This is a genomic window from Stenotrophomonas rhizophila, assembly GCF_020857975.1.
GTDB classification, from domain to species: domain Bacteria; phylum Pseudomonadota; class Gammaproteobacteria; order Xanthomonadales; family Xanthomonadaceae; genus Stenotrophomonas; species Stenotrophomonas rhizophila_C.
This window is the reverse complement of sequence record NZ_JACWUO010000013.1, coordinates 1-19,823: the sequence shown is the minus strand read 5'-3', so window position 1 is coordinate 19,823 and position 19,823 is coordinate 1. Positions and strand designations below refer to the sequence as shown.

Annotated in this window: 14 protein-coding genes, 9 tRNA genes and 1 pseudogene; 11 read left to right on the top strand and 13 right to left on the bottom strand. The window is 66.5% G+C overall.

What is annotated here, in order from left to right:
- Positions 1 to 103: 103 nt before the first annotated feature.
- Positions 104 to 2,296, top strand: coding sequence for a PAS domain S-box protein (locus IC535_RS13075; protein ID WP_228886511.1), 2,193 nt, complete (start codon positions 104 to 106; stop codon positions 2,294 to 2,296).
- A 1,325-nt stretch (positions 2,297 to 3,621) separates the two neighbouring features.
- The gene (locus IC535_RS13070; RefSeq protein ID WP_306433092.1) at positions 3,622 to 5,484 is read left to right on the top strand and encodes a methyl-accepting chemotaxis protein; all 1,863 of its coding nucleotides are present in this window, start codon (positions 3,622 to 3,624) and stop codon (positions 5,482 to 5,484) included.
- Between the two features lie 128 nt (positions 5,485 to 5,612).
- On the opposite strand, the gene IC535_RS13065 is transcribed toward IC535_RS13070, so the two are convergent.
- The 3 genes from IC535_RS13065 to IC535_RS13055 form a co-directional block, all read right to left on the bottom strand.
- A complete protein-coding gene (locus IC535_RS13065) occupies positions 5,613 to 6,113 on the bottom strand; it encodes a PaaI family thioesterase (protein WP_228886512.1) in 501 nt (166 codons plus the stop codon).
- A gap of 50 nt (positions 6,114 to 6,163) precedes the next feature.
- A complete protein-coding gene (locus IC535_RS13060) occupies positions 6,164 to 6,604 on the bottom strand; it encodes a hypothetical protein (RefSeq protein ID WP_228886513.1) in 441 nt (146 codons plus the stop codon).
- A gap of 232 nt (positions 6,605 to 6,836) precedes the next feature.
- Positions 6,837 to 6,923, bottom strand: a tRNA-Leu gene (locus IC535_RS13055).
- A gap of 125 nt (positions 6,924 to 7,048) precedes the next feature.
- Between IC535_RS13055 and IC535_RS13050 the strand changes: the two genes are divergently transcribed.
- On the top strand, positions 7,049 to 7,429 hold the full coding sequence (locus IC535_RS13050) for a response regulator (RefSeq protein ID WP_228886514.1): 381 nt from the start codon (positions 7,049 to 7,051) through the stop codon (positions 7,427 to 7,429).
- 72 nt (positions 7,430 to 7,501) lie between these two features.
- On the opposite strand, the gene IC535_RS13045 is transcribed toward IC535_RS13050, so the two are convergent.
- The gene (locus IC535_RS13045) at positions 7,502 to 8,188 is read right to left on the bottom strand and encodes a response regulator (protein WP_228886515.1); all 687 of its coding nucleotides are present in this window, start codon (positions 8,186 to 8,188) and stop codon (positions 7,502 to 7,504) included.
- 699 nt (positions 8,189 to 8,887) lie between these two features.
- On the opposite strand from IC535_RS13045, the gene IC535_RS13035 reads away from it, so the two are divergent.
- The 5 genes and pseudogenes from IC535_RS13035 to IC535_RS18890 form a co-directional block, all read left to right on the top strand.
- Positions 8,888 to 9,436: a fimbrial protein gene (locus IC535_RS13035; protein ID WP_267473003.1), complete on the top strand. Its 549-nt coding sequence runs from the start codon at positions 8,888 to 8,890 to the stop codon at positions 9,434 to 9,436.
- 133 nt (positions 9,437 to 9,569) lie between these two features.
- Entirely contained in the window at positions 9,570 to 10,322 is a 753-nt protein-coding gene (locus IC535_RS13030) for a fimbria/pilus periplasmic chaperone (RefSeq protein ID WP_228886516.1), read from the top strand.
- A gap of 114 nt (positions 10,323 to 10,436) precedes the next feature.
- Complete coding sequence (locus IC535_RS13025; RefSeq protein WP_228886517.1) at positions 10,437 to 13,124, top strand: fimbria/pilus outer membrane usher protein; 2,688 nt, start codon at positions 10,437 to 10,439, stop codon at positions 13,122 to 13,124.
- Positions 13,125 to 13,239: 115 nt separating this feature from the next.
- Positions 13,240 to 14,235 carry a fimbrial protein gene (locus IC535_RS13020; protein WP_228886518.1) on the top strand — a complete coding sequence of 332 codons (996 nt, stop codon included), beginning with the start codon at positions 13,240 to 13,242 and terminating at the stop codon, positions 14,233 to 14,235.
- Between the two features lie 10 nt (positions 14,236 to 14,245).
- Positions 14,246 to 14,482, top strand: a pseudogene (locus IC535_RS18890) (GNAT family N-acetyltransferase); the annotation flags it as partial.
- An 80-nt stretch (positions 14,483 to 14,562) separates the two neighbouring features.
- Here the strand turns inward: IC535_RS18890 and IC535_RS13015 are convergent.
- The 9 genes from IC535_RS13015 to IC535_RS12975 all read right to left on the bottom strand — a co-directional run bounded on the left by IC535_RS13015 (position 14,563) and on the right by IC535_RS12975 (position 16,146).
- A tRNA-Glu gene (locus IC535_RS13015) sits at positions 14,563 to 14,638 on the bottom strand.
- A gap of 48 nt (positions 14,639 to 14,686) precedes the next feature.
- Positions 14,687 to 14,762 (bottom strand) — tRNA-Ala (locus tag IC535_RS13010).
- Positions 14,763 to 14,959: 197 nt separating this feature from the next.
- A tRNA-Glu gene (locus IC535_RS13005) sits at positions 14,960 to 15,035 on the bottom strand.
- A gap of 48 nt (positions 15,036 to 15,083) precedes the next feature.
- Positions 15,084 to 15,159 (bottom strand) — tRNA-Ala (locus IC535_RS13000).
- A gap of 118 nt (positions 15,160 to 15,277) precedes the next feature.
- Positions 15,278 to 15,353 (bottom strand) — tRNA-Glu (locus IC535_RS12995).
- Positions 15,354 to 15,403: 50 nt separating this feature from the next.
- A tRNA-Ala gene (locus tag IC535_RS12990) sits at positions 15,404 to 15,479 on the bottom strand.
- Between the two features lie 159 nt (positions 15,480 to 15,638).
- Positions 15,639 to 15,714: transfer RNA gene (locus IC535_RS12985), tRNA-Glu, on the bottom strand.
- A 52-nt stretch (positions 15,715 to 15,766) separates the two neighbouring features.
- A tRNA-Ala gene (locus tag IC535_RS12980) sits at positions 15,767 to 15,842 on the bottom strand.
- A 73-nt stretch (positions 15,843 to 15,915) separates the two neighbouring features.
- The gene (locus IC535_RS12975; RefSeq protein ID WP_228958692.1) at positions 15,916 to 16,146 is read right to left on the bottom strand and encodes a hypothetical protein; all 231 of its coding nucleotides are present in this window, start codon (positions 16,144 to 16,146) and stop codon (positions 15,916 to 15,918) included.
- 255 nt (positions 16,147 to 16,401) lie between these two features.
- Between IC535_RS12975 and IC535_RS12970 the strand changes: the two genes are divergently transcribed.
- The 3 genes from IC535_RS12970 (at position 16,402) to dsbG (ending at position 19,300) form a co-directional block, all read left to right on the top strand.
- Complete coding sequence (locus tag IC535_RS12970; protein WP_228887731.1) at positions 16,402 to 17,469, top strand: GlxA family transcriptional regulator; 1,068 nt, start codon at positions 16,402 to 16,404, stop codon at positions 17,467 to 17,469.
- Positions 17,470 to 17,639: 170 nt separating this feature from the next.
- Entirely contained in the window at positions 17,640 to 18,443 is an 804-nt protein-coding gene (locus IC535_RS12965) for a TlpA family protein disulfide reductase (protein ID WP_228887732.1), read from the top strand.
- A gap of 38 nt (positions 18,444 to 18,481) precedes the next feature.
- Complete coding sequence (gene dsbG / locus IC535_RS12960) at positions 18,482 to 19,300, top strand: thiol:disulfide interchange protein DsbG (RefSeq protein ID WP_228887733.1); 819 nt, start codon at positions 18,482 to 18,484, stop codon at positions 19,298 to 19,300.
- Positions 19,301 to 19,823: the final 523 nt, after the last annotated feature.

The following is a 19,823-nucleotide window of genomic DNA, read 5'->3' as shown; positions in this document are numbered from 1 at the left end:
AGATGACCATCGAGCAACCAGTACCGTGCCGCCCGAACGGGCCGGGCAGGGCGCCAGCAGGCCCGGCGCGTTGCTGCCTGATTGTCTGGGCGTGGCCGCGCGCATGAGCGACACCCGCCACGACCGGGCCGCCGAGGCGGCATTGCAGGAGGCCGTCGCGCAGCGCCGCCGGCTGGAAATGATCATCGAGGGCACTGCCGCCGGTACCTGGGAATGGAACATCCAGAGCGGGCAGATGTGGGTCAACGAACGCTGGGCGCAGATCGTGGGCCATACCCGCGACGAGCTGGCCCCGATCACCCCGGAGACTTTTTTCCGGCTGGTCCATCCCGACGACCTGGCCGGCTCCAACGCGCGCCTGACCGACCACCTGGAAGGGCGCACGGCGCGCTACGACAGCCTGTGCCGGATGCGCCACAAGCGCGGCCACTGGATCTGGGTGCAGGACCGCGGCCGCGTCTACGAATGGGACGCGCAGGGGCGCCCGCTGTGGATGGCCGGCGCGCATGCCGATGTGAGCGACCTGCAGAACGCGCGCCAGGACGCGGCCGACATGCGCCAGCGCCTGCAGGCAGTGGTGGATGCCTCCGACGAAGTGGCGGTGATCGCCACCGATGTCGATGGCGTGATCAATCTGTTCAACAGCGGCGCGCAGAAGCTGCTGGGCTACAGCGCCGAGGAGGTGATCGGGCGGATCAATCCGGGCCTGTTCCATGACCCGGAGGAAATGCGCGCCTACCTGCAGCCGCTGGCCGACGCGGCCGGGCGCCTGCCGACGGTATTCGAGGCCTTGACCGCGCATGCCGCGCAGGGCACCTGGTCGCGCCAGTGGACCTACGTGCGCAAGGACGGCGGGCGCCGCCAGGTGCGGCTGTCGATCAGCCCGCTGGACAGTGCCGGCGGGCAGCGGTTCGGTTACGTCGGCATGGCGGTGGACATCACCCCGCTGCTGGAAATGCGCGAGCAGGCCTACCTGGCCGCGAAAAAATTCGCCAGCGCATTCTCCTCGGCGGCGCTGGGCATGGCGCTGGTGTCGCTGGAAGGCCGCTGGCTGGACGTCAACGACGCGCTGTGCGGCATCCTCGGCTATACCCGCGCCGAACTGCTGGAGATCGACTTCCAGACCCTCACCCACGCCGATGACCTGGACACCGACCTGGCCCTGGTCGCCGACCTGCTGGCCGGCCGCCGCGACCATTACCACATGGACAAGCGCTACCGGGGCAAGTCCGGCAATACCGTCTGGGGGCGCTTGTCGGTATCGCTGGTGCGCGCCGAAAACGGCGCGCCGCTGCACTTCGTGTCGCAGATCCAGGATGTGACCTCGCAGCGGCAGAGTGGCCAGCAGCTGCGCGAATCGGAGCAGCGCACCCGGGTGACCCTGGATGCGGTGGCCGACATGGTGTTGACCCTGGACCTGCAGGGCGTGATCCAGTACGCCAATGCCGCCGCCACTCAAGCGCTGGCCGGCGAGGGCGCCGCGCCGCTGACCGGTGGGCAGGTCCAGGATGTGATCGAGCTGACCACCGAATACGCGCCGCGCTCGCCGCTGGATATCGCGGTGTTGCTGGACCCGGACAGCAATGCGGTGGACCTGCACTCGGACCTGCTGTTGTCGATGGGCGCGCAGTTGCTGCCGGTGGACCTGACCCGGGCCTGGCTGCGTGGCGAGGACGGGCAGCACAGCGGTGCGGTATGGGTGATCCGCGACGCCACCCAGCAGCGCGCCCGCCAGCGCGAAGCCCGCCACCTGGCCGAGGTCGATCCGCTGACCGAGTTGAGCAACCGGCGCGGTTTCGAGGCGCATCTGCAGCAGGCGATCATCCGGGTGGCGCGGACCGGGCAGTCGGCCTCGCTGATGTTCATCGACCTGGACAACTTCAAGCCGATCAACGACAGCCACGGCCACCTGGCCGGCGATGCGATGCTGTGGGCGGTGGCCAACCTGCTGCGCCATGGCGTGCGCGATTCGGACATCGTCTCGCGCCTGGGCGGCGACGAGTTCGCGGTGATCCTGGCCGGCTGCTCGCTCAAGCGCGCGCGCCGGATCGCCAGCGACCTGCTGGAATCAGTACGCACCCTGAGCATTCCCTGGGGCCTGCAGCGGCTGGGCGTGGGCGCCAGCATCGGCATCGCCGCGATCGGCGGCGGCATGAGCGTGGACGATGCGGTCGCCGCCGCCGACGCCCTGTGCTATCAGGCCAAGGGGCTGGGCAAGAACAACGTGCAGGTGGAGGTGCCCAGCGTGGAAGGGCTGGAGCCGCCCGACGGCGGCGAGCCGGGCGAGGTCGCGTAGACCCCGGTCGGGCCTGGCCACCGCGGCCGGCCTGCAAGGAAAGTGATTGTTCGCTTATGTGGGGGCTACAGCCCGTCAAATGCTGTGGCATTGTGCGGAGATGCCGCCGGTAGTGCCGGCCGCTGGCCGGATGCGGTTGCGGTTGCGGTTGTTTCCGCTTCGCGGATAGCTTCAAAAGCGTTTCGTGCCCCTGCGGGGCGCGAGTCACTTTCTGATGGCGCACATCCGTGTGCGCCACCCTACGGGCCAGCTACGCTGTTCCGCGCCGCTCCTGCGGCGCTGGTGCTCGTGCAAGAAAGTAACCAAAGAACACGCCCCCGTCCGCTCGCCGTCGGGCTACGCCCGCCGGTGCCCTGCGCTTCTCGCGTCGGCAAGGGACGGTGCGGAACTCGCTACGCTCGCGCCCCCAGACCAGCCGGCGCCGATTGGTCCAGCGCGTCGCCACGCGCCCATGTGCTGCCGCACAGCCCTCAGCACGCTTCATGCTTGACCCGCACCTCTTCGCCCGCGCCTCCGTAGCAATGAATGTCCGTAGTGAAGAACGCGTCGCCACGCGCCTGTTCCCGGACGAATGGGATTGCGATGCTCGGCTCGCTCCAAGGGGGAGGTAAATCAAGGTCAAGATCACGGGCATCAGCAACAGCAACAGCAACGGCAACCGACCAACGGTCGGGTCCACGTTGCCGTTCCGAGCCCTGCCATCCCAGGTAGTTCCGTGGTCGGACACGCTCCGTTCCGGCATCACGTTGCCCGAGCGTGGCTCGGACGTACGCTTTCCATGCGTACCGGCCATGTGTGGAGGGTTGGCGTGGGTGGGTTGGCGGGACTGTTGAAAACATGGATGTTTTCGCCAAGCCCCCAAGGGTGAGGGCGGATTGCTTGCGAGGCACTGCCTCGCATTCGCCCGAACGCACAGTCGCCAGCGGCTGGGCCGGACCGCGGAGCGGGGTTCGCGGCGTGTCCCGCCAACCCGCCTGCGCCAACCCAATCAGCGCATACGTAGAAAGCCTTTGCTCTGAGGCTGCAGTTCGCAGCTGACTTCCCATGATTTGGTGAAAAATCAAAATTACCCCTTAAGCTCTACGGCGCGCCGCCGATACCAGTTCTGGAGCCCGCCATCAGTCCGGCTCTTCGCTGACCGGGTCGCACGCCGTGCGATGGCCCCGGGCCAGATGTCTTTGCAACATCGCGTCTGCATCAGGCAGTACCGCAGTTGTACAAGCCGCTCACGCGATGCCCATGTGCGTCGCGCGCATCCCATGCCAGAGACACCGCCGGGCAGGCTGCCCGATGTATTCCATCCATCAGGGAACGAGGATCAGATGATGCTTACTTCAGGCACGCACACGCATGTGCAGCAACGGACTCTCCACGCCGCGCCCTGGTCGCCGTGGCGCGCCCTGGCCGCAGCGTTTGGCTCGCGCAGCCAGGCCCATGGCGCCGCCGGCATGGCCGCGCAGCGCCGGCAGGCCGAGCTGGAAGCCCAGGTCGCCGCGCTGCACCGGGTGCAGGCAGTGATCGAATTCGACCTGGACGGCACCATCGTGCAAGCCAACGACAACTTCCTGCAGGCGTTGGGCTATGGCCTGGATGAAATCCAGGGCCGGCACCATGCCATGTTCGTCGAGCCGGCGCATGCGCAGAGCATGGAATACCGCGATTTCTGGGCCAAGCTGGGGCGGGGCGAGTACGACGCCGGCCAATACCGGCGGCTCGGCAAGGGCGGGCGCGAGATCTGGATCCAGGCCTCCTACAACCCGGTGCTGGACAGCCAGGGGCGCCCGTACAAGGTGGTCAAGTTCGCCACCGACATCACCGCGCAGATGCTGCAGGCCGCCGACTTTTCCGGGCAGCTGGCCGCCATCAACACTTCGCAGGCGGTGATCGAGTTCGGCCTGGATGGGCGCATCCTGGCGGCCAACGACAACTTCCTGGCCGCGGTGGGCTACACGCTGGAGGAAGTGCGCGGCCAGCACCATGCCCTGTTCGTCGAACCGGAGTACCGCCAGAGCGCGGAATACCGGCAGTTCTGGGAAAAGCTCGGGCGCGGCGAATATGACGCCGGCCAGTACCGGCGGTTGGGCAAGGGCGGGCGCGAGGTGTGGATCCAGGCCTCCTACAACCCGATCTTCGACATGAGCGGCCGGCCGTTCAAGGTCGTCAAGTACGCTACCGACATCACCGCCCAGGTGCGCGACAACCAGGCGATGCAGCTGGCGGTGGCGCAGACCCGCGACGTGGTGGCCGCCGCCCAGGGCGGCGATCTGACCGGGCATATCGGCACGGCGGACAAGACCGGCCCGGTGGCCGAACTGTGCGAGGGGATCAATGCAGTGGTCGAGGCGATGGCCACCATCATCGCCCAGATCAAGTCGGCCGCCGACACCATCGCGGTGGGCGCCAGCGAGATCGCCGAAGGCAACAGCGACCTGTCGGTGCGCACCGAACAGCAGGCCGCCTCGCTGGAGGAAACCGCCGTGTCGATGAAGGGCTTGACCGCCACCGTGCAGCGCACCGCCGCCCATGCGCAGCAGGCCAGCCAGCTGGCCAGTGGCGCGGTCGATGTGGCCGCGCAGGGCGGGCAGGTGGTGCACGAAGTGGTGTCGACCATGGCGCTGATCAACGCCTCCTCGCGGCGCATCGTCGACATCATCGGGGTGATCGACGGCATCGCCTTCCAGACCAATATCCTGGCCCTCAACGCGGCGGTGGAAGCGGCGCGTGCCGGCGATCACGGGCGTGGCTTTGCGGTGGTCGCCTCGGAGATCCGTTCGCTGTCGCAGCGCTCGGCCGGCGCGGCCAAGGAGATCAAGCAGCTGATCGACGACTCGGTGGAGAAGGTCGGCACCGGTACCGGCCAGGTCGAGAGCGCCGGCCGCACCATGGATGAGATCGTGCTCAACGTAAAGCGGGTCAGCGCGCTGGTCACCGAGATCAGCAGCGTGGCCCAGCAGCAGAGTGAGAGCATTCTGCAGATCAACCAGGCCGTGGACCATATCGACCAGGGCACCCAGCAGAATGCGGCGCTGGTCGAGGAAGCCTCGGCGGCGGCGCGCAGCATGGAAGCGCAGGCCAGCCAGTTGCTGCAGACGGTGGCCGCGTTCCGGATCGATGCCGGGGCCGCTGCTTCCCGTCGTGCCGCCCATCCGCATGCCCCTGCCGGGCTGCCGGTACTGCGGCTGGTCTGAGCCGCAGGCCGAAGCTGCAGGCGCAGCCGGCCGGATCCCTCGATCCGGCCGGTTGAAGGGCGCAACGGCAGCCTGCGATCCGCGTTGCCCCGCAGCCCCGGTTGGTCGGGTCGGCGCGCGATGCCCGGCTAGGCCGGGCGAGCGGCGCGCAGTCGGCGAGCGACCATGTGCCGGGCCAGTCCGCGTGGAATGGCCAAGCCCTTCCAACGCAGGTTGCCCATGCGGAAGGTGGCCGTGGCCCGGGCCAGCACCTTGCCCGATTCGTCGCTCAGCCAGCCGGAAGTGAAGGCGATGCTGCCCTTGCTGTGTTCGATCTGGCCGCAGCCCAGGATCCGCCCCGGAACGGCGGCGTTGACGAAGCTGGTCTTGGACTCGATGGTGACCGCGATGCGGTCCGGGGGAAGCCCGGCGTAGATCGCCGGACCCATGCAATCGTCGAGCATGGCCGAGAGCAGGCCGCCCTGGATGTTGCCCACCGGGTTGGTCAGGGCGTGGTTTGCATCGAAGGCGACATGGATTCTTCGTGCGGCCTCGTCATAGTCGAGGAATTTCCAGCCCAGCAGGGTGGCTGCAGGCGAGGTGGGAAGTTCGCCACTGACAACTTTCCAGAATATCGCGTCGCGGACCATGGTCTTGTTCCCGTAGCCGGAGGGTGGGGGCAACGCTTCTACTGCCGTTGCTACTGCGCATGCAGGATGGAAACAACAGCGAATGCGAAACCGGCCAGGCCCAGCGCCACGACCACGGCGCCGGCCACCACCGGCGTGGGTGCGCCGGTCCGCTTGCGGACGTGCCAAGCCACCGCGACGGGCGGCACCATCGCGGCCAGGCAGAACGCCTGGAACGCAAGCAGGTGGGGGAACTGCAGGCTGGAGGAGAACAACAGGTACAGCAGCAGGACGCCGGCACCGGCCAGGGCCAGCCAGGCCGCTCCGGTCACCCGGATCAGGGCCATCAACAGCAGTTGGACGGGCGGGTCGATGCCCTCCCAGTCACGGCCCACGGCGACGCGGTGGTAGGGCATGAAGTCGGATCGCCTGAGGTAGGCCGCCCCGAACACGGCGACCACCGCAAACGCCAACGCATAACAAGCCAAGGCCAGCCAAGCCAATGCAGTCATGGCAGATCCAGTCGTTGGAGCGGGAAGACGTGCTGTGGGTGGGGATGCTTTACACCGCAGGGCCACGCGGGGCGATCGATCGCCTGTGGTAGAACAAGGCTAGGGGCCGCAATGTGAAGGCATCGTCCGCGTTAACCCTGGAAAATGTGATGCACTTCCAGGAAGTAGCAGGACGATGGCGGAAACGAAAAAACGCCCTGCATCGTTGCCGATGCAGGGCGCCTTGGTTCCATGGTGCCGAAGGTGGGACTCGAACCCACACGCTTTTAAGGGCGGCGGATTTTGAGTCCGCTGCGTCTACCGATTCCGCCACTTCGGCTGGCTGGCCGCGTAGTGTATACAAGTTGGCGCGATCTGTGCAGACCTGAACGCTTCATCCGTGCAGATTTCCTCACCCGGCCGGAACGCTATAATCACCGTGCTGAACCATACAGGGAGCCGGGGATGGACGTGTTGCGGGATCTGCGGGTGCTGGTGGTCGAAAACGACGAGATGAGCGCGGCCCTGCTGCAGATGCAACTGGTGCAGTCCGGCGCTGTCGTTGTCGGCCTGGCCGCGTCGGTATCCGAATCGCTGCGCCTGCTGGGCGAAACCCAGCCGCAGGTGGCGTTGCTGGATTATCGCCTGGCCAACCATGAAACCAGCGAGCCGGTTGCCGCTGCGCTGGCTGCGCGCGGGATACCGTTCGTGCTGGCCACCGGCATGGCGCCGGAGCATCTGCCCGCGGCATTCGGTTCGGGCGTGCTGTTGAGCAAGCCGTACCTGACCGCCGAATTGAACGCCGCATTGGCGCGTGCGCTGGCCCGCGATTCGGTTCTGGGCTGAGCCCGCCGGCCACCGCGCGCGCATGCCGGCCTGAGCGCCACGCGACGGTCCGGCCAGCATGCACGGCAACGCTCAGTTCGTCGGCATCAGCATGTGGCGGATCCGGAACAGGTCGCCGTTGCTGCGGATCCCGAGCTTTTTGAAGGCATTCTTCTTCTGTGTGCTGATGGTGGTCGCACTGCGCCCATAGCGGGCGGCCACGTCATTGACCGACAGCCCTTCCAGCAGCGCCAGCAGAACTTCCAGTTCGCGCGGGGACAGCCGCGCGGCAACCATCACCGACTGCTCGGGCGACTGCTCCGGCGCATTGGCCGACAGGCTGGTCAGCTTGGCGACCTCTTCGGCCATGCTGGGCGGCAGGTAGGTGCGGCCTCTGGCGACCGCCCGGATCGCCCGGATCAGTTCGGGGATGTCTTCGCTCTTGTTGGCATAGCCGGCGCTGCCAGCCTGCAGCGCGGTGGCCGCGGTCACCGGTGAGTCATTGGCCGACAATACCAGCACCCGGCAGCCGGGAAAGCGGCGGATCAGCAGCGGGATCAGTTCCAGGCCGCTGGTGGTGTCGCCATGCAGCTGCAGATCGATCAGGACGATGTCCGGCGCCTCGACGGCCATCGCCGCCAGCAGTGCGGCGCTGGTGGCGCAGCTGCCGGTGACGGTGATGTCCGATTGCGCCGAAAGCAGGGCGGCCAACCCCAGGCGGACTACTTCATGATCGTCGAGCAACATCACAGTGAGGGACTTGCTGAATGGATGGTTCACGGTAATTGGATTCTCATGGCGGGAAGAGGGGCCCGGCAGGACCGGAACAGGCTCGACCGCGCTTCCCACGGTGTGATGTGCGCTTCCTGGCGCGGATGACGAACGCTGCTCCGCAGTGACGGACGATCAGCGCACAGGCCATGTGGCGGCCTGAACCCGGGAAGTGTCCGTTGCGGCGGGGCAGAAAGCGCATCAATCGATTTGGCTCAGAAGGCCCGGCTGGACGGCATCCTCTTCGATAGCGGCCATATGAATAGCCCATGTCTAACAAAGATCTTATTTGAATTTGTAGCGCCTATTATTCTGACAGCAAACCCCGGTTCCTGCCGAACACAGGCTGCTTGGTTCAACCGCCCAGACGCTGCGCGCTCAACGCGGGCGTCGATGCGCAGCGACGCGGGATGCGTGAAAAACACTACACAAGCTTGAATCTCAGTTGACTTTCGATAAGTCGCTTGAATTCGCAGAGATAGTGAGATTGCCGTCACATATGGGTTTCAGCGGTTTTCGCCGTCCCGGGCATTGGCTGAACGGATTCAATTGAAACTTTCTCTATGTCCAGGTCGCGGGAGCTGTCCGTATCGTCCGCCACCTCGCCGACATCAAGCCAACCGCTGGACGGGTCCTGGATGCGCAGCCCGGCATATCGCCGGTGGCGAGGTGATGCCCTCTCACCCACTTAGCAAGGAACTGAACTCCATGAAGCTCTCCACCATCGCCACCGCGCTGACCGCTGCCCTGGCCGCCGCCGCCGTTGCCCCGGCCATGGCCGCCGACGGCAAGGTCACCATCAACGGCGAAATCACCGCCACCACCTGCGACATCAACGCCGGCGGCACCGGCAGCCCGAACCAGACCGTGACCCTGCCGACCGTGTCGACCACCGCGCTGAATGCGGCAGGCAAGACCGCCGGCGAGAAGGAATTCCACTTCGACCTGAGCGGCAGCACCTGCGCCGGCACCGCCAAGATGCATTTCGAGTCGGCGACCTCGCCGGTCGACCTGGCCACCAGCAACCTGGACAACCAGGCAACCAACAACCCGGCCAAGTACGTCCAGGTTTCGATCCTGAATGCCGACGGCAGCAAGGTCGCGCTGGCCGACAGCAGCAACTCGCAGAGTGTGACCATCGACCCGACCACCAATACCGCGCGCATGAGCTACTTCGCCCGTTACGAAGCGGTCGGCCAGGCGGCCGAGCAGGGGATGGTCAGCACCTTCTTCGACTATTCGATCGACTACAACTGAGCCACCCGTGGCTGACCCTGCGCGGCCCCTGTCGTGCCCCGGCGCAAGCGGGCGGCAGGCAGGGCCGGGCAGGCCGCGCGACCGCGCGGCCTGCCCGGGCTCGCCGGGTGCCACCACTTTTCTGGAGAATGCCATGCGTTCCATCCATGCCATCGCACTGAGCCTGTGGGTGTTGTCCTCACTGTCGTGGGCGGTGCCGGCACAGGCCGGCGTGATCATCGAAGCCACGCGTGTCATCTACCCGGCCGGCGAGTCGGAAGTCACGGTCAAGCTGGACAACCAGGGCGCGGCGCCGGTGCTGGTACAGGCCTGGATGGACAACGGCGACCCCAGGGCGGCCCCGGAGACCATCAAGGTGCCGTTCAACCTGACCCCGCCGATGGCGCGCATGCAGCCCAAGGCCGGCCAGGTGCTGCGCATGATCCACAGCGGCGAGCCGATGACGCAGGATCGCGAATCCCTGTACTGGCTCAACGTCTATGAAATTCCGTCGAAGCCGGCTGGCGACCGCAGCAATTCGCTGCAGGTCGCGCTGCGTTCGCGGATCAAGGTGTTCTATCGTCCCGAGGGGCTGCAGGGCGAGCCGTTCGCTGCCGAACAGGCGCTGCGCTGGTCGCTGGTGCGTAATCCCGAGGGCACCGGCATGGCGCTGAAGGCGGACAATCCGACCCCCTACCATGTCAGTTTCCAGTCGTTGGGGGTCAAGGTCGGTGACGCTGTCTTTGGCCAGCCCGACGACGTCCGTGGCGGTATGGTCGCTCCGTTTTCCGCACAGCTGTTCGCGCTGAAAGGCCTGCAGACGGCCCCCGGCACAGCCGAGGTGGTCGGCAAGGCGATCAACGACTTCGGCGGGTTCGACCCGATCCAGCATCCGTTGACTCCCTGATCGCCGCCGCCTGCGGCAGCGGGCGTCTTTTTCCCTGGTCATGGTGATGCCCGGCGCGCTGCACGCAGCGCGCCCCGGCAGCGCTTTGCCTGTCTTTCGAGCGTGGTCTTTCTCATGACGCATTCCAGCTACCCCTGTGCCCGGCGCATGCGCCGGTTGCCGTCGCGCACCCTGCTGTACCGCACCTTGGCGCTGGCGCTGGGTGGGTTCAGTGCGGTGGCTTGCGCCGCGCCGGATGCCGGCGCTGGCGGCGGCATGGAGATGTCGGCCAGCGCCGATGTGGAGTTCGACAGCGCCTTCTTCAGCGGCCGCGGAACCGCCGTGGACGTATCCCGCTTCGAACGCGGGGCCGGAGTGTTGCCCGGCGAATACCGCGTGGACGTGCTGGTCAACGGCATCTGGATGGGACGGCAGTCGCTGCGCTTTGTCGAAATCGACGATGGCAGCGTGCAGCCGTGCCTGAGTCGCGGCCTGCTGGATGGCTGGGGCGTGGCCACCGCCGCGCTGGACGCGGCCGTGGCCAGCGATGATGCCGAATTCCCGGCGCTGCCGCAGGGCGAGTTCTGCGCCGCGCTGGCCGGTTACATCCCGGAGGCCACGCTGCACTTCGACAGCAGCGAAATGGCGGTGCAGGTCAGCCTGCCGCAGGCCTACAGCCGCCGCCAGGCGCGTGGCTGGGTGGATCCTTCGCAGTGGGATGCTGGGGTGGCCTCGGCAAGGCTTGGCTATGATGTCAATGTGTTCCATGGTCAGAGCGGGGGGCGCAGCACCAGCAGTGGCTACCTCGGGCTGCGTACCGATTTGAACCTGGGCCGCTGGCAGCTGCATCACGACGGCAACTATCGCTGGGGCGACCACCGCCAGGCAGGCTACCAAGCGCTCTCCAGCCATGCCCAGCGCGACCTGAGCGGGTTGCGCGCGCAGCTGGTGCTGGGCCAGACCACGACCGCCGGCACCCTGTTCAACAGTGTCGGTTTTACCGGCGCGCGCCTGTACAGCGACGAGCGCATGCTGCCCGATTCGCAGCGCGGCTACGCACCGACCGTCCGCGGTACCGCCGCCACCAATGCCAGGGTGGCCATCTACCAGCGCGGCTACCTGATGCAGGAGGTGACCGTGGCGCCGGGACCCTTCATCATCGACGATCTTTACCCCACCGGTTTCGGTAGCGATCTGGATGTGGTGGTGACCGAAGCCGACGGCCGCGTGCAGCGTTTCAGCGTCCCGTTCGCCGCCGTACCGCAACTGCTGCGCCCGGGCTCCCATCGCTTCAGCCTGTCGGCCGGACGCCTGCGCGGCCTGCGCGGCGGCGAGGCGCCGTCGTTGTTCGAGGCGACTTGGCAGCAGGGTTTCAGCAACGTGCTGACCGGTTATGGCGGTGGGCTGGCCTCGACGGGATATGCGGCGCTGCAGCTGGGCGCGGCGGTGAATACCCGATGGGGCGCGTTCGCCGGCGACCTGACCCATTCGCGCACCGCGCTGCCGGTGGCGACCGCCGAGGCCGGCCGCGAGCTCACCGGGCAGTCGGTGCGGCTGAGCTACAGCAAGATACTGCCCAACAGCGGCACCAATTTTTCGCTGGCCGCCTACCGCTATTCCACCGATGGCTACCTCGACCTGCTCGATGCGCAGAATCTGCGTCAGTCGCTGCGCGACGACGATGACTTCCAGGCCGTAGCGCGCCAGCGCAGCCGCCTGGAGTTGAACGTCAGCCAGGAGCTGCGCGGCAGCGGCGGACGCTTGTGGGTGACCGGCAACAGCACCAGTTTCTGGAACCGCAACCAGCGCCAGCTCAGCTTCACCGCCGGTTACAGCGGGCGCTGGCGCGCGCTCAGCTATACCCTGTCGGCCCAGCGCAGCCGGATCAGCCAGCTGGTCGGTGCCGGCAGTGGCAGCACCGACCGCACCGATACCCAGTACAACCTGAGCGTCAGCCTGCCGCTGGGCAGCGCACCGCGCGCCCCGACCCTGAGTGCGCGCTACACCGACGGCCCGGCGGCGCAGGCTGGACTGATGCTCAACGCAAGCCCGACCGAACAATTCAACTATGGCGTTGCGCTGGACCGCTACACCGGCAGCCAGGGCGTCATGCTCAATGCCAACGCCGGCTACAGCGCGCCGACGGCCATGTTCGATGCCAGCTACAGCCACGGCGATGGTTACCGCCAGCTGGGGCTGGGCGCGCGCGGCGGGCTGGTCGCCCATGCCGGCGGGGTGACCCTGGCCCAGGATATGGGCGACACGGTCGGCATCGTGCATGCCGACAACGCGGTCGGCGCGATGGTCGGCGGCAGCCGCAGCCTGAAAGTGGACCGTCGCGGTTATGCGGTGGTGCCGTACCTCACCCCGTACCGCATGAACGATATCAGTCTGGATCCCAAGGGCCTGCCGATGGAAGTAGAGCTGAATACCACCCTGGCCCACAGCGCGCCGCGTGCCGGTGCGGTGGTGCTGATGGAGTTCGCCACCCGCAGTGGCGGCCAGTCCGCGCTGATCGATGCCAGCCAGCCCGACGGCAGCCCGCTGCCGTTCGGCGCCGATGTGCTCGACGAACAGGGCAACCCGGTCGGCGTGGTCGGCCAGGCCAGCCGCCTATGGTTGCGCGGGATCGCCCCGCAGGGCGTGCTGACGGTGAGCTGGGGCGGCGCGGTCGGGCAGCAGTGCCGCATCGCCTATGCCTTGCCGGCGGCGCCTGGCAACGGCCGGCCGACCAGCCTGCAGGCGCAGTGCCTGCCGATCGCGGCCCCGTCCCTGATGACCCAGGCCGCGGCGGACGCGGCCGAACCGGGCCGGGGCCCGTGAAGTCCCCCTCCACTGCGGTTGCCGCAAGCTTGGCGCCGATCCCGCCAGCGCGCGCTGCCGCCAATCGAGCACCGACGCGTCGTACGCCGACCTGTCATGTCCAGGAGCCTCACCCATGAAATCCAATCGACTGCTGGTCATGTCATTGCTGGCGATCGCCGTGGCCGTGCCAGGCACCGCGCTGGCCGCCTGTACCCGGAAGCAATCAGATGTGTATATCGCCAGTAGAACGCTGACCCTGACCGGTCCGAACGCGGTGCCGGTCGGCAGCCTGATTCCGACCAGGGAGTCGCTGCCGTCCGTCGATTTCGCCACCGTTTTCTTCTGTGATGGCGACCGGGTCAATGAATTCATGAGCCCGGCATTGACCAAGGTCGGGACCTATGGCGCCTACGGCGTCTTCGCTTCGGGTGTTGCCGGGGTCGGGCTGATCTTCGACATCAGCGACCCCAACTATCCACTGCGCGCGGTGACCGGTGCCTACAGCCAGCCGATGGCCGAACTGCCGGGCGTTGCCAACGTCGGTTCCCGGGCCAGGGTGCGGCTGGTCCGGACCGCCGGCACCATCCCCAGCGGCAGGAGCACGATTTCCCAGCGCCGGGTCGCCTTTATCCGGCTCGAGATGCTGGACGACATCCCGGCCAACCGCAATACGATGTGGCTTTCGCCATGGACCTTGAACGTGACGAGCCCGACCTGCAATCTGGCGGTGGGCGATGTGGACCGGCCGATCCGGCTGGCGCCGGCCAAGCCGCAGGACTTCGTTGGCCAGGCCAGCGTTGGCAGGACCGAGTTCGAGCTGACCGCCGACTGCAACGCCGATGCCAGCGTGGCCACGTTCGCCTTCAACGGAACCCCGTACAGCGGAGACGGTGCTTACTTCGCCAATACCGGTACCGCCAGGGGCGTGGGCGTGGCCCTGTTCTCGCGGGTCGGTGGTACCGACCAGGCGATCCGGGCCGACGGCACCGGCAATACCCGCAATGTGAATGTCAGTGCCGGCAGGGCGGTACTGCCGTTGGGGGTTTCCTACCGTCACGTCAATGCTGCCGAGGCGATCGTGCAGGGCGGGGTCAGTGCGGTGGTGTCGGTGGACCTGACCTACAACTGAGCAGGTACAGGTGACGTTTCGGGAATGTCCTGCGGCATGCTGGCCAGCACCGATTGAAGGAACTCCGATGTCGATGCCTGCCGGCCTGCAGTACCGTTCCGTTCCGCCCGATGTTGCCGGGTATTGTGCGGTGCTGCCCGAATGCCAGGGGCAGGGCTTGGGCAAGGCAGTGATGGGCCTGCTCGACGCCTGGCTGCAAAGCCACGCGCAGGGCGCCTATGTCAGCCTGATCGCCGATGGTCAGGCGCAAGTGCCGACCAACGGTCGGTGCCTGCCGGGGCATACAAACAAAAACCCCCGGCAGTGCCGGGGGCTTTTGTTTGTAGCTGGCGTCCCCACGGGGATTCGAACCCCGGTCGCCACCGTGAAAGGGTGATGTCCTAGGCCTCTAGACGATGGGGACGCGTTGAACCGGATTTGTCTTCTGTCGGACGGCCTGTGTCCGGAGAAGTGGTGGAGCCAGGCGGGATCGAACCGCCGACCTCCTGCATGCCATGCAGGCGCTCTCCCAGCTGAGCTATGGCCCCACGTTGATGCTGCGAGCCGCCTATCATAGCGGTGTTCATGCGGGATGGGAAGATTTTTCTTCATCCGGGCGCTTCATCCGGGCAATGGTCCGGTGTCATTCGCCCGTATTCCTGTCCGCAGCACCGACCAACGGTCGGCGCCTACCGGGGCATACAAACAAAAACCCCCGGCGTTGCCGGGGGTCTTTGTTTGTAGCTGGCGTCCCCACGGGGATTCGAACCCCGGTCGCCACCGTGAAAGGGTGATGTCCTAGGCCTCTAGACGATGGGGACGCGTTGAACCGGATTTGTCTTCTATCGGACGGCCTGTGTCCGCAGAAGTGGTGGAGCCAGGCGGGATCGAACCGCCGACCTCCTGCATGCCATGCAGGCGCTCTCCCAGCTGAGCTATGGCCCCACGTTGTTACCGCAAGTCGCCCAGTATATCTGTCTGTTCACGTTTGTGGAAGAGCAAACGAAATGGCAGTGAGCGGTGACAATCGACCCGGCGAACCGGGTCCGATGTCGTTGGTGAGTGGCGTCCCCACGGGGATTCGAACCCCGGTCGCCACCGTGAAAGGGTGATGTCCTAGGCCTCTAGACGATGGGGACGCATGAACTCATCAATGTTGTCAGCAATCCGAACGGCCTAAGGTCCGGAGTGGTGGAGCCAGGCGGGATCGAACCGCCGACCTCCTGCATGCCATGCAGGCGCTCTCCCAGCTGAGCTATGGCCCCACGATGCTGGAGGCGGAATTCTACGTGGCCGTGAAGGTTTCGCCAAGTCTTTTGTGTGACATCGCGCTGAAATCTTCCGTTCTTTGTTTCCTTGCCACGCGCCTGAGAGAACAACCAAACACAAAGCCCCGACCGAAGTCAGGGCTTTGTGTTTGAAACTGGCGTCCCCACGGGGATTCGAACCCCGGTCGCCACCGTGAAAGGGTGATGTCCTAGGCCTCTAGACGATGGGGACGCACGAAACTTCCAATTTTGTCACTGCAATCTGATCGGCCTAATGATCGGATTGGTGGAGCCAGGCGGGATCGAACCGCCGACCTCCTGCATGCCATGCAGGCGCTCTCCCAGCTGAGCTATGGCCCCACGTCGTGAGGAGCGGAATCATAGCGATGGTATTTGCGCTTGGCAAGCGAAAACTGCAGGTATTTCACCGTTGTCATACCTCGGGCAAACGTTGATGGCGCAGCCGCAGTGCATTGCCGATCATCGACACCGAACGCAGGCTCATCGCCGCCGGCATCGGCGACCGCGTGATGCCCAGCCGATACGGCACGCCTGCGGCGACCGGAATGCCCAGCCCGTTGTAGAGGAAGGCAAAGCCCGGGTTTGGCCCATCCGGACGCATTTCACCGTGCACCGCATCCAGCCCCAACTTGTGCGCGACCACCTCGGTGGTGGAGGACTTGCCAGCACCGCAACCGCCGCTGCCGGCCGCTGCCGGCCGCTGCCGGCGCGGGGGCGGGTTTGCTGCCGCAGCAGCTGCCGGGGCCGGGCTGCCGCTTGTCGCAGCCGGACCGAAAGATACAACTAGTTTCATAGCCGCCGCCGCGCGGCGTCCGTAGGCTCGTTGCAGTTCGCGAATATCCCTTGCGGTGCTTGGGTTTCGCCGTTTGCAGACGCTGCGCTGCCTTAGGACTTCCCCATGGATGCACTCATTACCTCTGTTTCAATTCGGCCCAGGCTGACCTCGCCGACCCTGATGGAAGTGGCCGTGCTCGAATATCCGGGCAGCCTGCGCGGCGCGGCGCCGGTGCTCTCCGAGCTGGCCCAGCGCTGCAACCGCACTGCGGCCGCCGGCAAGTGTTCGGGCGCGCGGATGCTGGTCACGCGTTGGACCTTGGGCAGTCGCGGGGTGCAGCGGGTGGCCGGTGCCGAATTGTTCGGCGACGCGTCGCCGGCGATCGTGGTGGTGCCGGGCAACGAGCCCAGCTGGCCGCTGGCGCCGCCGGACGAGCGCGTGCTGGCCTGGCTGCGCGACAGCCATGACGACGGCAGCGTGCTGGCCGGCTGCGACGAAGGTGGGCTGGTGATGGCCGCCAGCGGTGTGCTGGCCGGACGCACGGTGAGCTTGCCCGACCTGTCGCGCTGCCCAGCGCTGGCCTCCACGGTGCCGTGCTGGTCGCAGGGCGAGCGCGCGCTGGTCGACGACGGCGATGTCCTCAGCGCATCCGGCCCGGAGGCCTGGAAATACCTCAGCCTGCGCCTGCTCACCCGGATCTACGGCCAGCAGGTGATGACCGAAACCATCCAGCAGCTGCAGCTGGTGATTCCGCGTGCGGTGCAGGACGACCTGGAGCGCTTCAGCCCCAACTTCGCCCATGGCGACCGCTGCATCCTCAAGGCACAGCGCTGGCTGCACAGTATCGCCGCCCGTGGCACCACCCTGCAGGACATCTGCGAATCGTCCGGGCTGGAGCCACGCACCCTGCAGCGGCGCTTCCTCAAGGCCACCGGGCTGTGCCCGATCGCCTATTGCCAGCGGCTGCGCATCGCCAAGGCGCAGTTGCTGCTGCAGGCCGGTGGGATGGTCGATGAAGTGTCGTGGACGGTGGGCTATTCGGACCAGAGCGCTTTCCGTCGCTTGTTCCTGCGCATCGTCGGGGTGACACCGGCGCGCTATCGGCGGCAGATCCTGGCGCAGCGTCGCGGTGAACGTACCCGCAAGCCGGTGCCGCGCGAGGCCGGTGCGGTGATGCATCCGCCGGCATAGGTGATGCTGCGGTAACCGGTTCCATGCACGCCTGCAACGGCGGGCCGCACGCGCGGCCCGCCGTTGTTGTATGTGCGGTTGCCGCTTGCCCCGCGCGCGATGGGCTGGGACCATGCCTGCAGGGTTGATATGGATACAGGCGCTGCGGCGCTGGAGATGGAGATGCATGCATGATGAGCAGTATCGGCCCGCTACCGTTGACCGTGGCATGGGTATTGGCAGGCTGGTTGGTGGCCATCGGCGTTGCGCGCTGGCTGCGGCCGCCGCCGCAACCGGGCCAGCCGACCGCCGGCGCGTTGCTGCTGGACATGCTGTTGCTGGGCCTGCTCGGTGGCCGCCTGGGCTTTGTGCTGCTGCATTGGCGCCACTACCTGGCTGACCCATGGGCGTTGCTGCGGATGGGCGATGGCGGTTTTCTGCCGCTGCTGGCGTTGCTGGTCGGTGCGGCCTGGGCGCTGTGGCGGCTGCGCCGCTGGCCGGCGCTGCGGCGACCGGTATGGGCCGGCAGCATGGCCGGCGTCGTGGTCTGGGCGGTCCTGTCGTTTGGCGTGGCGTACCTGCAGCAGTCGCGCGTTGCACTACCCGAACTGACCCTGCGCACGCTGCAGGGACAACCGGTGGCGCTGGCCGATGGCGGCGGCAGGCCGGTGGTGATCAACCTGTGGGCGAGTTGGTGCGGGCCGTGCCGGCGCGAGATGCCGTTGTTCGCCGCCGCCCAGCAGCGCGAACCCGGCGTGCATTTCGTGTTCGTCAACCAGGGCGAAAGCGTTGAAGACGTGCAGCAGTTCCTGGGCAGTCAGCGCCTGTCGCTGAACAACGTGCTGCTGGATGCCGACAGCATGACCTCTGAACGGCTGCAGGTCCACGCCTATCCGACTACCCTGTTCTTCGATTCGGGCGGCCGCCTGCAGGGCCTGCACATGGGGGAACTCAGTGCGGCCGGGCTGCAGGCCAGGCTCGACACGCTGCGCTGAGGGCGCCGCGTTCCATTCTTTTGCTACCAGGAGTTGCCATGTCGTTGAAATCTCCGCCCGTGCTGGGCTCGCTGCTTACCGCAGCACTTTTGATGGGGCTGGCCGGTTGCAGCCAGGCGCAGTCGCCCAAGGCGCCGGCCACGACCGCAGCCAAGCAGGGCGGCCGCCCGGCAGTGCTCAAGGGCATCGAGAAGCATGGCTTCGAGGTGATCAGTGAGTTCGACGCGCCCGGTGGTCTGCGCGGCTTTGCCGGCGTGGTCGGCGGTCAGCAGACTGCCGCGGCCTATGTCACCGCGGACGGCAAGCATGTGCTGGTGGGTAGCCTGTTCGATGAGACGGGCCAGGAGGTGGGGGCGGCCGCGCTGGAGAAGCTGGCGGCCAAGCCGATGTCCGACCAGGCATGGAAAAAACTCGACGCCAGCGCCTGGGTGCGCGATGGGCGCGCCGATGCGCCGCGCGTGGTCTACACCTTCAGCGATGCCAACTGCCCGTACTGCCACAAGTTCTGGGAAGCGGCGCGGCCGTGGGTGGACAGCGGCAAGGTGCAGCTGCGCCACATCATGGTGGGGGTGATCCGCGAGGACAGCCCGGCCAAGGCCGCCGCGATCCTGACCGCGCCCAACCCGAGTGCGGCATTGCTGGAAAACGAGCATGCCTTCGACAAGGGCGGGATCAAGCCGGTGGCCAAGCTCACCGCAGAGGTGGCCAACAAGCTCAACGCCAACCAGGAGCTGATGATCGAGATGGGCTTCCAGGGTACCCCGGGCATCCTGTTCAAGGATGACAAGGGCCTGGTGCAGCGCCGCTCGGGCATGCCGCAGGGCGATGACATGGGCCTGGTGCTCGGCCCGCGCTGATCGCGGTTGGGGTCATGTTGTTGGATCGACCTGCACGGCGACGCCACTGTCGTCGTGCAGAGGGTGTCGGCGCGGATAATCCGCCGATGCGTGCGCCGCCGGGCGAAAGCTTGATGGACATCACGCTATGTGAGAGATGCGCATCACGCGCGCGAAAGATGTCCTTGGAATCTACCTGCGTATTCGTAGCGGTATCAAATTGCGAAGCTGCACGCTTTCGTAATTTCTTTATTTAACCTGGTGATTGTCCCAAGCAGAATGCACGCGTTGTCAGCGAGCACGCTCTGCTGCGGCACCCGGAAAAATTCTGTTTTCGCCTGATTCTCTTGTGTACCGCTGATCCTGTTCTTGAACGGGTTGGCCTTGCTTTGCCCGCTGTCGCCGTGGTCGGCGCCGTCCTAGCGTCCAGTGGGGTACCCGAGCCATGCCTGCATGGCTTTCTTATTCCATTCAAAGGATCCAACATGAAGTTGAATGCAATCCTGCTGGCCTTCCCGCTGCTGGCCGCCGCCGGCGCCAGCCA

Excerpts from the sequence above, each read along its gene's own strand:
- IC535_RS13065 (WP_228886512.1), bottom strand. The coding sequence starts at position 6,113 with ATGGTCCGCGACGCGATATTCTGGAAAGTTGTCAGTGGCGAACTTCCC.
- IC535_RS13060 (WP_228886513.1), bottom strand. The coding sequence starts at position 6,604 with ATGACTGCATTGGCTTGGCTGGCCTTGGCTTGTTATGCGTTGGCGTTT.
- IC535_RS12970 (WP_228887731.1), top strand. The coding sequence starts at position 16,402 with ATGGATGCACTCATTACCTCTGTTTCAATTCGGCCCAGGCTGACCTCG.
- dsbG (WP_228887733.1), top strand. The coding sequence starts at position 18,482 with ATGTCGTTGAAATCTCCGCCCGTGCTGGGCTCGCTGCTTACCGCAGCA.
- IC535_RS13050 (WP_228886514.1), top strand. The coding sequence starts at position 7,049 with ATGGACGTGTTGCGGGATCTGCGGGTGCTGGTGGTCGAAAACGACGAG.
- IC535_RS13070 (WP_306433092.1), top strand. The coding sequence starts at position 3,622 with ATGCTTACTTCAGGCACGCACACGCATGTGCAGCAACGGACTCTCCAC.
- IC535_RS13030 (WP_228886516.1), top strand. The coding sequence starts at position 9,570 with ATGCGTTCCATCCATGCCATCGCACTGAGCCTGTGGGTGTTGTCCTCA.
- IC535_RS13035 (WP_267473003.1), top strand. The coding sequence starts at position 8,888 with ATGAAGCTCTCCACCATCGCCACCGCGCTGACCGCTGCCCTGGCCGCC.
- IC535_RS13075 (WP_228886511.1), top strand. The coding sequence starts at position 104 with ATGAGCGACACCCGCCACGACCGGGCCGCCGAGGCGGCATTGCAGGAG.
- IC535_RS12965 (WP_228887732.1), top strand. The coding sequence starts at position 17,640 with ATGATGAGCAGTATCGGCCCGCTACCGTTGACCGTGGCATGGGTATTG.
- IC535_RS13020 (WP_228886518.1), top strand. The coding sequence starts at position 13,240 with ATGAAATCCAATCGACTGCTGGTCATGTCATTGCTGGCGATCGCCGTG.
- IC535_RS13025 (WP_228886517.1), top strand. The coding sequence starts at position 10,437 with ATGACGCATTCCAGCTACCCCTGTGCCCGGCGCATGCGCCGGTTGCCG.